The organism is Bifidobacterium eulemuris (genome assembly GCF_014898155.1).
GTDB classification, from domain to species: domain Bacteria; phylum Actinomycetota; class Actinomycetes; order Actinomycetales; family Bifidobacteriaceae; genus Bifidobacterium; species Bifidobacterium eulemuris.
The window spans coordinates 1,847,913-1,862,362 of record NZ_CP062938.1; the positions used below are offsets into that span (position 1 = coordinate 1,847,913).

Consider the following 14,450-nt stretch of genomic DNA (forward strand, 5'->3'; position numbering starts at 1 on the left):
TGGTCGCGAACCGCCCGATTTGCGGGTATTAGACACCGTCGTTACGCCCTGCGGGAAGGGGTCTGTGGAATAATGGCAATCGTATGCATCGGGCGCGGCTTGCCCCGATGCCCGCAACCGCGCAGTCTTGCCGCATCGTCGAGGGCGTGCGATGGACGCCATAGGCAATGGCGACCACATCGCCGCCGCGCCGGCGCGAAGGCTGACTACTCCGCGGCATTCCCAAGGAGAGAATATGGTTGATCAGAACGCCGATCAATCCAAACCTGTGAACGGCGCCACGCCGAATTCCGCGAGCGACCTCGCCGACGGCCCGAACGCGGCCCAGTCGGCGCTGCTCCATGACGCAGATCCAAGCCTGACCGACGCGGCCGAAGTGGCCGAAGCGCTTGGCGTCGACCCGAACACCGGCCTGAGCTCGGCCGAAGCGAAACGCCGACTCGAACAGTTCGGCCCCAACGAGCTCGCGGGCGCGCCCCCCGTGCCCAAGTGGAAGAAGTTCCTCCAGCAGTTCCAAGACCCGCTGGTCTACCTGCTGCTCGCCGCCACCGTGATCTCCGTGATCGCATGGTTCATCGAACGCGCCAACGCGGTGCCCGGCGCGGAAGGCGGCGAAGCGCTGCCCTTCGACGCCATCGTTATCGTGCTGATCCTCATCGTCAACGCGGTGCTCGGCTATATCCAGGAGGCCCGCGCCGAACAGGCCGTCGAGGCGCTCGCCCAGATGACCGCGCCCCAGACTTCGGTGCTGCGCGACGGCAAAGTCGTGCGCATCAACACCTCCGAAGTGGTGCCGGGCGACGTGATCGTGCTCGGCGAAGGCGACTCCGTCTCCGCCGACGGCCGACTCTTCGCCGCGGCGTCCCTGCGCATCGCGGAGGCGAGCCTGACCGGTGAGAGCGTGCCCGTGGGCAAGAAGCCCGACACCCTCGCCGAAGCCAAGGCGCTCGGCGACCGCTCCAACATGATCTTCAACGGCACCTCCGTGACCCAAGGCACCGGCCGCGCCATCGTCACCGGCACCGGCATGAACACGCAGGTCGGCAAAATCGCCGACATGCTCTCCGCCACCGAAGACGAGAAAACCCCGCTGCAGAAGGAGATGGACTACGTCTCCAAGATCCTGGGCATCGCCGTATGCGTGATCGCGGTGATCGTGCTCGCGGCGCTCGCCCTTCTGGAAGGCTTCAACGACATCCACGACGTGATCGACTCGCTGCTGCTCGCCGTGTCGCTGGCCGTGGCCGCCGTGCCCGAAGGCCTCGCCGCCATCCTGACCGTGGTGCTCGCGCTTGGCGTGCAGCGCATGGCCATGCACAACGCCATCGTCAAGAAGCTGCATTCGGTCGAAACCCTCGGCTCCGCCTCCGTGATCTGCTCCGATAAAACCGGCACCCTCACCCGCAACGAGATGACCATCGAACGCGTGGTCACCCCCAGCGGCGAAGTGGAGATCACCGGCACCGGCTACACGCCGGAAGGCAAGATGGTCGGCGCGGACGGCTCGTCGCTGGCCGACCAGCCCGCGCTGAAGTCCGAAGCGCTCGCCACTCTGGGCGTCGGCGCGCTCGCGAACGACGGCGACCTGCGCCAGGAGAACGGCAAGTGGGAGATCGTCGGTGATCCGACCGAGGTTTCGCTGATCGTCGCCGCCCGCAAAACCCACGCCGACAAGGCCTATGCGCAATTCCAGCGCGTGGCCGAAGTGCCGTTCACCTCGGAGCGCAAGCGCATGTCGATCATCGCCAAAGACAATGCGGAGGGCGGCAGCCTCACCGTATTCTCCAAGGGCGCTCCCGACGTGCTGCTCGGCTACTGCTCGCGTATCGCCGTGGGCGACGCGGTCCGTCCGCTCACCGATGGCGACCGTCAGGACATCCTCGCCACCGTCGAACGCCTCTCCAGCGAGGCCTACCGCACGCTGGGCCAGGCGTACCGGCCGCTGGGCGTCGCGAACCTGAGCGAAGTCCCCGGCATCAAGTCCAACGCCGCCGGGCAGATCTCCGACATCGCGGAACAGTCCGACGCCATCGAAACCGACCTGATCTGGACGGGCATGGTGGGCATCATCGATCCGCCGCGCACCGAAGTGCGCGATTCGGTGGCCGAGGCGCATCGCGCCGGCATCCGCGCCGTGATGATCACCGGCGACCACCCGCTCACCGCCGCCCGCATCGCCTCCGATCTGGGCATCATCGAGAAGGACGGCAAGGCGCTCACCGGCGACCAGCTCGACCAGCTGACCGACGAGGCCGCGCTCGACAAGGCCACCTCCGAAGTCTCCGTCTACGCGCGCGTGGCGCCCGAGCACAAGCTGAAGATCGTCGAGTCGCTGCAGCGTCAGGGCAATATCGTGGCCATGACCGGCGACGGCGTCAACGACGCTCCGGCCGTGAAAACCGCCGACATCGGCGTGGCCATGGGCATCACCGGCACCGAGGTCACCAAGCAAAGCGCCAAGATGATCCTCGCGGACGACAACTTCTCCACCATCGTGGCCGCCGTGCGCGAAGGCCGCGTGATCTTCGACAACATCCGCAAGTTCCTGCGCTACCTGCTGAGCTCCAACGTGGGCGAGGTGTTCACCGTGTTCTTCGGCGTGGTGTTCGCCGGCTTCCTCGGCATCACCCAGCCCGAGACGCAGGGCGTCACCGTGCCGCTGCTCGCCACGCAGCTGCTGTGGATCAACCTGCTCACCGACGCGGCCCCCGCGCTCGCGATGGGCGTCGATCCGCAGACCGAAGACGTGATGAACCGCAAGCCGCGCAAGCTCACCGACCGTGTGATCGATGCCTCCATGTGGGGCGACATCATCTACATCGGTCTGATCATGGCGGTCGTCACGCTGATCGGCATGGACATGCACCTCTCCGGTGGCCTGTTCACCGACCGTTCCGTAAGCGCGCTCGGCCATGACGCGCAGATGGTGGAGGCCCGCACCATGGGCTTCACGATTCTCGTGTTCGCCCAGCTGTTCAACGCGATCGCCTCGCGTTCGCACCTGCAGTCCGCATTCGTCGGCCTGTTCTCGAACAAGTGGCTGTGGGGCGCGATCGGCCTGTCCATCGTGCTGCAGCTTGTGGTGATCTACGTGCCGTTCCTCAACTCGGCCTTCGGCACCACGCCGTTGAGCGCGATGGCCTGGCTCGAATGCATCGGCCTCGCCGCGATCGTGCTCATCGCCTCCGAACTGCGCAAGGTTGTGCTGCGCGCGATCGCGAAGCGTTAACCCTCCCGTCACTCTGATAGGCGGACGTGCTCGTCATCCTGACGGGCGCAGCGCTCTCCTCTCGTCATCCTGAGCGGAGCACGGAGTGCGGAGTCGAAGGATCTCTTATCGTTATTCGCCAAGGAATCCTTCGACTCCGCTCCGCTTCGCTCAGGATGACGGGTGAGAGGCTCCGCTTCGCTCAGGATGACGAGCAGAGAACCCTCCGCTCAGAACGAAGAAGCCCCATCCCATTGACAGAACGGGATGGGGCTTCTTCGTGGAACGCCGCGTCAGTCGTTGATCTGCGCGCGGTAGAAGTTCTCGTAGGAGCGGCTGGGCGTCGGGCCGCGCTGGCCCTGATAATGCGAGCCGGTTTCCCGCGAGCCGTAGGGATGCTCGGCGGGTGAGCTGAGCTGGAAGAAGCACATCTGGCCGATTTTCATGCCGGGCCACAGCTTGACCGGCAACGTCGACACATTGCTCAGCTCCAACGTGATATGCCCCTCGAAACCGGGGTCGATGAATCCCGCGGTCGAATGGGTGAGGATGCCGAGGCGGCCCAGCGAGCTTTTGCCCTCAAGACGCGCGGCGATGGTCGGATCGAGCTTCACGTATTCCCACGTGGCGCCCAACGCGAACTCGCCCGGATGCAGGATCCACGGCTCGTCCGGCGCCACTTCGAACTGTTCGGTGAGCGCGCCCTGGTTCTCCGCCGGATCGACGTAGGTGTAGGCGTGATTGTTGAACAGTCGGAAGAAGCGGTCAAGACGCACGTCGATGGACGCGGGCTGCACCATTTCAGGGGTCCACGGGTCGAGCGAGATATGGCCTTCGGCCTGCGCGGCCAGAATATCGCGGTCGGACAGCAGCATAACAACTCCTCGTATGTGTTTTAACTACAAGCCAGTCTAATGCCAAATTCCCGACGTTCGTCGTAATGTTTGAGCGCGAAATTGGATTCCGTTCGTCATAAATAATGAGCGCGAAATCCCGCGCGGCCCGCGTCGTTCGCGGGGATGCTTGCCTTATGGAAGGCAGACTGGACATGGCCACGAGAAAACGGCTGACGAACAGGTTCAAGGCGGAGTACGCCAAGGGCGACAAGAAACAGAAGGGCGAGATCCTCGACCGCCTCGAGGCCGTCGGGATGGGCAGGTCCACCGCCCGGCGGCTGCTCACGCAGGCGGAGAGGGAGAAACCCGTGAAAGGCGCGGCGCGGGGCAGGCGGCCGAAGTACGACGCGGGCGCGCAGCGGCTGCTGGAGCGCCTGTGGCTGCTCATGGGCATGCCGTGCGGCCCGTACATGAAGGCCATGTTCGACCAGTGGATTCCCGCGCTCCTGGCGAACGGCGAGCTCGACGGCATCGACGGCGACGCGCTGGACCAGGTGCTGGCGATGAGTCCGTCGACCATCGACCGGCGGCTCAGACCGCTCAAACAGGCCGCCATGCCGAAGGGCGCGTCGCTGACCCGGCCGGCCGCGGAGCACATGCGCAACTCGATCAGGATCCGCAAATGCACCGACGAGACAATCCGCGTTCCCGGCCTGGCCGAGGCAGACACCGTGGCCCACTGCGGGCCCAGCATGAAGGGCGAGTTCGCCCGCACCCTGACGATGGTGGACTACGCGACGAACTGGACCGTGAACGTCACCGCCCGCAACAATGCCAAATCCAACATCAAGGCAGCGGTCGCCACCGCCCTGCCGCTCTTCCCGTTTCCCGTCACCTGCTTCGACTCCGACAACGGCGTCGAGTTCATCAACGACGAGCTCGTCGACTGGCTGCTCGAACAGGACATCGAACAGACCCGCAGCCGCCCGTACAGGAAGAACGACCAGGCCACCGTCGAGTCGCGCAACAACCACGTCGTCAGGAAATACGCGTTCCACTGGCGCTACGACACCGCGCAGCAGCGCGAGCTGCTCAACCGGCTGTGGGCGAAGACCTACGTGCTGCTGAACCTGTTCACGCCCACCCGCAAGCCCGTGCGCGTCGACCAGGGGCGCGACGGGCGCAGGAAGACCGTGTACGACGAGCCCCGCACCCCGTGGGCGCGCGTGCTGGAGCACGACGCCGCCGACCGCGCCGCCGGGGGCGGCGGATACGTCGTCGACGACGCCCGCCGCCGCATCGAGGGGATCATCGCCGCCACCAACCCCGCCCGCCTCAACCGCGAGATCGCCGTCATCCAGGACGAACTCGAACGCGTCAGCCGGGACCGCACCGAGGCGATGGCCCGCCGCGCCGGCCTGGACATGGGATACTTGGGAAAGGCGATCGAACGCATGCGCGCCGACGCCGGACAAAACGACAAATAGATCGCAGGCACCGTTTCGCGCTCACCCATTACGACAAACGAACAACGATTACGCGCTCACTTATTAATGACGAACCTCGTTCCCCTTAATGAGGAAGCCGCCGTTTTCCGCGGTGGCGGAGGTCGAGATTCCTGTCGTCTCAGCCCCGTCTCCCGTTTGCGATTACGGGCCCCTCCGGCCAGTGCCGCCACGCTGGCTCCATCTTCCGTGCGGCCCCATGGAACCGCGATCGCACGCGCTACGCAGCCGTTTTCCGCGTTTGGTCAGTGACTTTCAGGTTATTCCCAGACAAAATTATCACTAGGCACAGGATGGCATGGTTATCTATAACTGTCAGCACAAGTTGACCAGGAACCGCAGCAGTTCCCGACAATTGAACCCCTTTCTTCTTCTCTCTCCTTTCTCTCCCCGGCGGCTCCCCCGCCGGGGTTCTTTTTTGCCGAGCCCGTGCGCTTTCCCGCGTAGGCAACGCTCATACACGGTGGCCGGGGACTACACTGGTGGAAACGGCATAGACCAAGGGGGCTCGATGGGAGACGATTTCGGGTTTTTCGACGATGACGACGAAAACCGCGCCGTCGGTACTCAGAAACTGCGCGGCACACGGAGTGCCCACAGCAGTGGCTACAGCGTAAGAACAATACGGGCGAGTGCTTCGCGTTCGAAGCTTCTCGGACGTTTCGCGGCGTGCACCGGCGTTCTCGCCATCGCCGTCGGTGCCGCCTCCGCCGCGCACGAACTCGCGCCGAATATCATCGACCCCGGCGGCGTGGTGCCCGGCCGATACATCGCCTTATCAGCGGCGGTGCTGGTCGCGCTCACCGTAGTACTGGTCATCGCGGCGCGAAAGGCGCTGCCTCGTCGGGCAAGCCACCATGGCGTTGCGGCGGCCGGCATCATCACGCTGGTGCTGTCGGTGCTGCTGCTGATTCTGGGCATATCGGTCGGCGTGCTGTTCCCGCAGGGACTGATCCAGCCGCGGTTGCGCGATGAGGCGCCGATCACGAGCAACGGCCAGATGGAAGCCGGCATCGAACAAGCCGCCGGAACTTGCGAATCCGGTTGGAACGGTCTGGATGCGGGCGGCTATCCCGGCATCACCACCATCGAAATGTGCGCCGATACGCGGGTGGCGTTCGTGTCCTTCGACACGGAGACCTCCGCCGCGATGTCGAAGGCTTTGCTGAAAACAAGGGTCGCTGATTTGCTGGCGCAATACGCCGACGACGAGCGCACGCAAGGCGACTGGCGCCTGCTCAGCGGCGCCCAGTGGGTGGCGTTTGGCGACGCGGCGCAGATGGAAGCGCTGCAGCAATTGTGGGGCGGCTCGCTGGAACCGGCGGTGGTGTCCGCCGCCGCTACAGAATGATGAGTAGCGAATAGAGGAGCGTGATATGGCACAGGAAAGCAACGGCTCGCAGGTGACGGTACCCGCCGATGACAATCAAATGGACGAATCGCCCCGCGGCATGGTGATACTGGCGGCGGTTGGTGTGGCGGTCGGTATCCTCTCCGGTCTGTTCGGCATCGGCGGCGGCACGGTGATCGTGCCGGCCCTGGTGTGGCTGGGGCTGACGCAGCGCCATGCGGCCGCCACCTCCATGCTGGCCATCGTGCCCACCTCCATCTCCGGCGTGATCTCCTATGCGGTGAACGGCAATGTGGATTGGATCACGGCCCTACTGGTGTTCCTGGGCATGTTCGTCGGCGGGCAAATCGGTTCGTGGCTGCTCTCGCGCCTGCCGGAACTGGTGCTGCGCTGGGCGTTCGTGGTGTTTTTGGTGTTCGTGATCGCCAACCAGATGATGTTCGTGCCCTCGCGTGACTCGCAGATCGTGCTGACACCGATCACCGGCGTGGGACTGGTGGCGTTCGGCGTGGTCGCCGGCATTCTCGCGGGATTGTTGGGCATCGGCGGCGGCGCGATCTGCGTGCCGGCGCTCTCGATTCTCTTCGGCGCCTCCGATTTGATCGCCCGCGGCACGTCGCTGCTGGCGATGTTCCCCAACGCCATCACCACCACGGTGGCGAACGTCAAGCGTCGTATGGTGCATGTCAAGGCCGCGCTGATCATCGGTGTGATCGCCGCCTGCATCACCCCGTTCGGCACGTGGCTGGCCGGCGCGGTGAGCCCCCGCGTGGGAGCGATCCTCTTCACCCTATATCTCGCAGCGCTGCTTATCCGCAGCCTCTGGGTAGCCATCAAAGCCACCCGCCATTAAACGGATTGCGAGTTTGGTGTGTCGGCTCTTCGAGCCTCGCTCATGTAAAACGATTGATTCGCAAGTTCGGTGTGGAAAAACGGCCCTGTCAGCCAAACCCGACACACCAAACTCGAAACCCCTCCGTACGGAGGGGTTTTCCATAGGTGAAGTGAGTGGCTGAGCCGTTAAGCAGGCAGCCCGGTGGGCTGTCTGTAGGCGAGGCCGAAGAGCGGCAGCGATGAGGTGGGTTGGGTCCGGCGTAGCCGGTCCTTTCTTGCTGGTGTGCCGCGAAGGATGCAGGTTTAGATGCCGGAATCGGCATCGACCTGCATCACATAGATATTCCGTCGCAGCGCTCGCGCTTGGGCGCGTGTGATGTCGCCGTTTTCGAGCATATCCTGCACGATGCCGAGCTCGATGCCGTAGCTTTCGCGTTTGACGTCCTCCGCCTGCCGGATGGCGGCCGCGCTGCCCTCCATATTCGGGCGCGAGCGAAGCATACCGTCCGCGCGCCGGTATTCGACGATCAGCGCCGAGCAGTGCTCGGTGTCGTACGTGTCGTGGCTCATCTCCTCTTCGAGCCGGTCGATCACATGCTCGATGGCGTCCACCTGCAACTGCCTGGTGCGCGCGAAAATATCATCCTCGCTCACCAGCGGCGTCGTATGGCGAATCTTGCTCATCGTGCGCTTGGCCAGCGTGCCGGTGCGGCGTTGGAACATGCGCAGACGGCCGCGCACCTGCGACACCGTGTGCCCGCTGTTGGCATCGGCGTCGGTGGAGGCGTGCCGCAGTGCGTTCATGATCTGGTCGAGCATACGCTCGCAGGCTTCCACCTCGAGCTCCTGTTCGGCCTTGTCCATCGAAGCGTCGGCCTTGATCTCGGCGAGATGGTCGCGCACGAATTCCTTCTCCCAGTGCAACGCCTCGATCTGCAGCCGCTCAAAGCCTTGCGGGTCGCCTTCGCCGATGCGCTGCTTGAGACGGGAGATGCGTTTGGTGTACGAGTCGATGACCATCAATGTCGGGCGTCGGTTCTCCGGGGTGATGCGTCCGGTGAGTTCCTCCACGGTGGCGCGCAGCACGTCGATGGTGATGGGGATGAGCTCCGCGGCCTTGTCTCCGCTATGGTTGGGCGCGAGCAGCGGCAACAGGAAGTTCGCCAGCAGCAGGGTGAAGACGATCACACCCGAAGCGATGAAGATGAGTTCGTCGCGCATGGGGAACGAGGTTCCGCCGGAGATGGCGTAGGGGATGGTGAACATCAGCGAGAGGGTGATGGTGCCCTTGGGCCCGCCGAAGGTCATAATCGCCGCGCTTCGCCAGCGTTCGAATGTCATCTTGCGGCGCAGGCCGGTGTTCACGTCACGGGCGATGCGCAGCATGCCGGAGATCCAGCAGAATCGCATCACGATAACCACGCCGGTGACCATAAGAATGATGCCGATAAGCAGTCCGTTGCTGATGTACGGATCGTCCCAACTGGCCTGCATCGCGTCGGGCAGCAGCATGCCGAGCAGGATGAACACCGCGCCGTTGAGACTGAACGACAGCACGCCCCACACGCTGGATGAGACGATGTTCGTGCGCGCCACATTCGGTCCGATGCCGGTGCGGTCGAAGCGGATGGTCAGGCCCGCGGCGACGACCGCGAGAATGCCGGAGACGTGGCATTGCTCCGCGCCCAAGTAGAGCAGGAACGGCAGGAACAGTTCCATCAGCACGCGGGTGGTGGTGGTTTCCAAACCCATCGAGCGCACGGTTTCAAAGACTTTGTTGGCGATGACGGCGACAATAAGTCCGAAGACGGTGCCTCCGATGAAGGAGAAGATGAACTCCACGGTCGCCTCGCCGACGGCGAAATCGCCGGTCACCGCGGCCGCGATGGCGAACTGGAAGCCGACGATGCCCGAGGCGTCGTTGAATAGCGATTCGCCTTTGAGCACGCTGCGTTGACGTTGGGTGAGCGAGGCCTCCTTGCCGAGCGAGCTGACCGCCACCGCGTCGGTGGGGCCGAGCGCCGCGCCGAGCGCCAGCGCCGCCGCCAACGGGACGGCGGGCCATGCGGTGTGCAGCGCGAAACCGACCGCCACCATGGTGGCGATGGCCAGGCCGATGGCGAGACTCAGGCTGAGTTTCAACGTTTTAAGCAACGCCGACTTATCGATCTCATGCGCCTCGAGGTAGAGCAGCGGGGCGATGAACAGCACCATGAACAGTTCGGGGTTGAGCTGGATGTCCGGAATGAACGGCAGCTGCGCGAAGAGCACACCCAAAGCGATCTGCACCAGAGGCGTCGATACCTTGGGGATGAACCGGCTCAGAAACGACGACAGTACCACCGCGGCGACGATGCACAGAATCAGCTCAAGAACTTCCATGGGTTCCTTCTCGGGGGTGTTGGATGGCGATTGTTCGATTATAGAAAACTCACGTTACGCTCGCCGCTGAGATAGCGGCATGTGGGACGGGAGGGTCGCACGTGGGCGGGTTTGCGGCGCGGCCGTGCGCCGCTGGTCCACTACACTGGACCCCATGACCCCACAGGACGCCATGAGACAGGCTTTGGACCTCGCCCGGCAGGCCGCGCTCGCCGGCGATGTGCCCGTCGGCGCGGTGGTGCTTGATGCGGATGGCCGGATCATCGGCCGCGGCTACAACACCCGCGAGGCGCAAGGCGATCCGCTCGCCCACGCCGAAATCCTCGCCATGCGAGAAGCCGCCCAGTCCCGTTCCCTTCGTCAGCCCGAGGCCGAGCCGCCCTTCCCTCGTCATCCCGAGCGAAGCGAAGCGAAGTCGAGGGATCTCACCGCATGGAATCTCGCCGACTGCACGCTGGTCGTCACGCTGGAACCCTGCCCCATGTGCGCGGGCGCGTGCCTGCAAACCCATATCGGCCGCATCGTATTCGGCGCGTGGGATGCCAAGCTGGGAGCCTGCGGTTCCATATGGGATATCCCACGCGACCCGCACGTCGGCCACACCCCGCAGGTCGTGGGCGGTGTGAGCGAGCGTGATTGCGCCGCGCTGCTCACCGACTTCTTCGCCGCGCGCCGGTAATCGCAGATTCCGGATTACTTTCCAGCTTGGGCGGACACTCCGCGGCAAGGCAACTAATCCTGATTCACGTACCATCGGAATCAGCCAGCCAACCATGTCACAGGGGGTATGCAATGTCGCACATCACACGAATCCAAGGCGCTTCATCCAACGGCACCGCACTTACCGCAGCCTACGTCGAACAGACGGACGCCAACATCGCGTTCGCGCTGGTGTCGCCCGACGGCGAACTGCCGCGCCTCGTCCACTGGGGGCGGCCCCTCGCCGATCCCGAAACCGTGATCGCGCTGTATGACGCACTCAAACCGCAGCGCGTCTCCGGTGCGCTCGACGACGTCGCCTGGCCCTCCATCCTGCCCACGCAGGCGGAATCCTGGATCGGGGAGCCGCGTCTGGTGCTGCGTCGCGACGGAGTGGAGATGTTCTGCAAGTTCACCGTCGCCGACATCGCCGTGGCCGACGATATGGGCACGTTGGACGCGCCTTGGGAATTCAACGCCGACGGCAGCCACGTCGCCCCGGCGCAGCCCGTTCCCGGCGTCCGCGTCATCGCCCGCGACGACGAGCAGGGCGTGGAAATCGCATGGCGCATGGAACTGCTGCCCGGCGGTCTAATCCGCCAGCAGGCCGCCGTGCGCAACATCGCCGAAGAAGCCGCGCCGCTGGAAGTCGGCCATGTGGAACTCGGCTTCCCGCTGCCCGCGCAGATGAGCGAAATCCTTACCACCACCGGCCGCCACCTGCGCGAACGCTCCCCGCAGCGCCAGCCGCTCACCATCGGCCGCTTCGCCAAGTCCTCGCTCGTGGGCCGCCCCGACTTCGACGCCAGCCTGCTGCTCAGCGTCGGCGTGCCCGGCTTCGGTTTCGAACATGGCGAGGTCTACTCCGTGCATGTGGGCTGGAGCGGCAACTCCGTGCTGTCCGCGGAACGCCTGCCCTACACGCAAGGCGTGATCGGCGGCGGCGAACTGCTGTTCGGCGGCGAAATCGTCCTGGGCGGAGCGGACGACGTCTACACCACCCCCTGGGTCTACGGATCCTACGGCGACGGCCTCAACGAAGTCTCCGCCCGCTTTCACGACCATCTGCGCTCCCGCCACCCGCGCCTCATCGAAAAGCCGCGTCCGGTTATCCTCAACACGTGGGAGGCCGTCTACTTCGACCATAACTTCGACACCCTCGCCGCGCTCGCCGACAAGGCGGTTGAATCCGGCGTGGAACGCTTCGTGGTGGACGACGGTTGGTTCGGCTCCCGCCGCGACGACACCTCCGGCCTCGGCGACTGGCAGATCTCGCCTGAAGTCTGGCCGGACGGCGACAAGTCGCTGAAGGCGCTCGCCGACTACGTGCATGGCAAGGGCATGGAGTTCGGCCTGTGGTTCGAGCCCGAGATGATCAACCCCGATTCCGACGTGGCCCGCGCCCATCCCGACTGGGTGCTCGCGCCGACCGCGAACCGCCTGCCCATGCAGGGGCGCACCCAGCAGGTGCTCGATCTGACCAATCCGGAGGCGTTCGACTACATTCTCGGATGCATGGACCAGTTGGTGGGCGAACTGGGCATCGACTACATCAAGTGGGACCACAACAAGCTCGTCACCGAAGCCGCCTCCCGCAGTACGGGCCGCCCGGCCGTGCATCAGCAGACCGAAGCGGTGTATGAGATCTTCCGCGAACTGATCCAGCGCCACCCCGGGCTGGAAATCGAAAGCTGCTCCTCCGGCGGCGGCCGCGTGGACCTCGGCATCCTGGAATACGCCAGCCGCATCTGGGTGTCCGATTGTGTGGATCCGGTCGAGCGTGCCGACATCCAGCGCTACACCTCGCTGCTGGTGCCGCCGATGATGATGGGCGAGCATGTGGGCGCCAGTCCCGCGCATTCCACCAAGCGTTCCACCAGTCAGGAGATGCGCATGGCGACGGCGTTCTTCGGTCATATGGGCATCGAATGGAACCTGAACAAGGAGCCGCAGGAGGCCCTCGACCTGCTGGGTGCGTGGGTGAGCGAGTTCAAGAAGCACCGCGGCTGGTTCGCGCAGGGTGACTGCGTGCATGCCGATTCCGCCGACCAGTCCGTCCGTCTCGACGGCATGGTCAAGCCGGACCGTTCGGCCGCCGTGTATCGCTTCACGCAGCTGACCACAAGCCAGACCTATCCGTCCGCGCCCGTGCATCTGCCGGGGCTTGATCCGCGGGAGACGTACCGTGTGCTGCCGCTGGGGACGCGTAGGCAGTCGAATCCCGAAATCCACTGTGGGCAGAGCGAGCTCGGCTGGTGGAATGATAACGGCGTGGTGCTGCCCGGAGAGATTCTGCGCACCTATGGCATCCGTCCGCCGGCGATCCAGCCGGAGGAGGCCGTCCTGTTCTACGTCGTTAAGGCCTGAGACGCAAGGATTTCAGCCGATGTGGTTGACGATGACGCGACTGGCGGCGGCTTTGGCCCACAGCTGCCAGTCGTGGTCGGCGACGACGAATTTCACCGGTGCCGCCTGATTGTGCCGGTGCCGGCTGATGCCGTCGCGAATCGAATCGATGCCGATTTTGGCGAGGAACGCCGACTCTCCGGCGACCATCACCATGCCGGGCATCGCCACATTCGCTATGGTGGCGATCAGCGTGCCCAACCGGAAGCAGGTGCGGTTGAGCAGCTGCGCGGCCTGCGGCACGCCACGGCGCGCATCGTCGGCGAAATCCTCGAATGAGGCGGCCCGTCCGATAATCGCCGAGTACTGTTCCGCGATGGAATCGTCGGTGAAGCATTGCGCGCATCCCACATGGCCGGAGATGCAGCGCGGCCCTTCGGGGTCGACGAGGATATGCCCGATCAGTCCGTAGCTTTTGTCCGGGTAGGTGACCGGCTCGCCGCGCACGGCCAGCGAATACCCCACGCCGACGCCGATGGTGAGCACGGCGAACATCTCATAGCCCACGCCGGGGCCGAACCAGCAGGCGTCCACCAGCAGCGAGTCGATGTCGTTGAACACTCCGCACGGCAGTCCGGTGGCCTGATGAACCATCTTGCCGAGGTCGATGTCCTCGGTCCAATGCAGGAACGGCGCGAACGTCACCACCGAATCCTCCTGCACATGGCCGCCGACCGCGACGCCGACCGCCAGAGGCGAGGGGAGTCCTGACGCGACGACATCGGCGGCGCATCCGGCGACCAGCTTGGCGATTGTCGCGGTCACACAATCCGGCGACTGATTCTCGAATGTTTCCTCATAACGCCCCGACACCACCTCGCCATGCGCATTGACCGCCGCGGCCACAGCGTAATGCCCGTGCACCTTCAATCCCACAAACGTGCGGGCGTTCGCGCATAAGGCCAACGAGGTCTGCGGGCGTCCGCGTCGATCCGCGCTTTCCTTCGGGGTGAACCCCTCCGGCAGTCGGCCTTTGGGCCCGTCGGCGCTGGCAGGCAGTTCCTCAATCACGCCGGCGTAGATGAGGTCGCTGGTGATGCGCGACAGTGCGCCTTGCGACAGCCCCAGCATCTGGGCGAGCGTCGTGCGGGCGATGGGGCCGTATTTCGCAATGGCGGCCGCCACCTTATGCGTGTGTTCGGAACCGGAAAACCATTGCGGAATCGCATTTTCGTCGGCCATATCGCCCTTTCGATGACATTTTGTTTCCTGCTGTACAAAAATACAGC

The 14,450-nt window shown here is 64.7% G+C and carries 9 protein-coding genes; 6 read left to right on the forward strand and 3 right to left on the reverse strand.

Features of this window, described 5'->3' with window-relative positions; genetic code table 11:
* Positions 1 to 235: 235 nt before the first annotated feature.
* Entirely contained in the window at positions 236 to 3,229 is a 2,994-nt protein-coding gene (locus BE0216_RS07870) for a cation-translocating P-type ATPase (protein ID WP_094637659.1), read from the forward strand.
* Between the two features lie 272 nt (positions 3,230 to 3,501).
* Here the strand turns inward: BE0216_RS07870 and dcd are convergent, their stop codons facing one another.
* Entirely contained in the window at positions 3,502 to 4,083 is a 582-nt protein-coding gene (gene dcd, locus BE0216_RS07875; RefSeq protein ID WP_094637658.1) for a dCTP deaminase, read from the reverse strand.
* Between the two features lie 173 nt (positions 4,084 to 4,256).
* Here dcd and BE0216_RS07880 point away from each other — a divergent pair, with 173 nt between their 5' ends.
* The 3 genes from BE0216_RS07880 to BE0216_RS07890 all read left to right on the forward strand — a co-directional run bounded on the left by BE0216_RS07880 (position 4,257) and on the right by BE0216_RS07890 (position 7,753).
* Complete coding sequence (locus tag BE0216_RS07880) at positions 4,257 to 5,531, forward strand: integrase catalytic domain-containing protein (RefSeq protein ID WP_226805655.1); 1,275 nt, start codon at positions 4,257 to 4,259, stop codon at positions 5,529 to 5,531.
* 529 nt (positions 5,532 to 6,060) lie between these two features.
* Positions 6,061 to 6,900, forward strand: a complete 840-nt coding sequence (locus BE0216_RS07885; protein WP_094637783.1) for a hypothetical protein — start codon at positions 6,061 to 6,063, stop codon at positions 6,898 to 6,900.
* 25 nt (positions 6,901 to 6,925) lie between these two features.
* Positions 6,926 to 7,753, forward strand: coding sequence for a sulfite exporter TauE/SafE family protein (locus BE0216_RS07890; protein ID WP_226805742.1), 828 nt, complete (start codon positions 6,926 to 6,928; stop codon positions 7,751 to 7,753).
* Positions 7,754 to 8,037: 284 nt separating this feature from the next.
* On the opposite strand, the gene BE0216_RS07895 is transcribed toward BE0216_RS07890, so the two are convergent.
* Complete coding sequence (locus BE0216_RS07895) at positions 8,038 to 10,116, reverse strand: cation:proton antiporter (protein WP_094637782.1); 2,079 nt, start codon at positions 10,114 to 10,116, stop codon at positions 8,038 to 8,040.
* 154 nt (positions 10,117 to 10,270) lie between these two features.
* On the opposite strand from BE0216_RS07895, the gene BE0216_RS07900 reads away from it, so the two are divergent.
* Together BE0216_RS07900 and BE0216_RS07905 are read left to right on the forward strand one after the other, a co-directional pair.
* The gene (locus tag BE0216_RS07900; protein ID WP_094637781.1) at positions 10,271 to 10,795 is read left to right on the forward strand and encodes a nucleoside deaminase; all 525 of its coding nucleotides are present in this window, start codon (positions 10,271 to 10,273) and stop codon (positions 10,793 to 10,795) included.
* Positions 10,796 to 10,908: 113 nt separating this feature from the next.
* A complete protein-coding gene (locus BE0216_RS07905) occupies positions 10,909 to 13,182 on the forward strand; it encodes an alpha-galactosidase (RefSeq protein WP_094637780.1) in 2,274 nt (757 codons plus the stop codon).
* 12 nt (positions 13,183 to 13,194) lie between these two features.
* On the opposite strand, the gene BE0216_RS07910 is transcribed toward BE0216_RS07905, so the two are convergent.
* Positions 13,195 to 14,403 carry an ROK family transcriptional regulator gene (locus BE0216_RS07910; RefSeq protein WP_094637779.1) on the reverse strand — a complete coding sequence of 403 codons (1,209 nt, stop codon included), beginning with the start codon at positions 14,401 to 14,403 and terminating at the stop codon, positions 13,195 to 13,197.
* Positions 14,404 to 14,450: the final 47 nt, after the last annotated feature.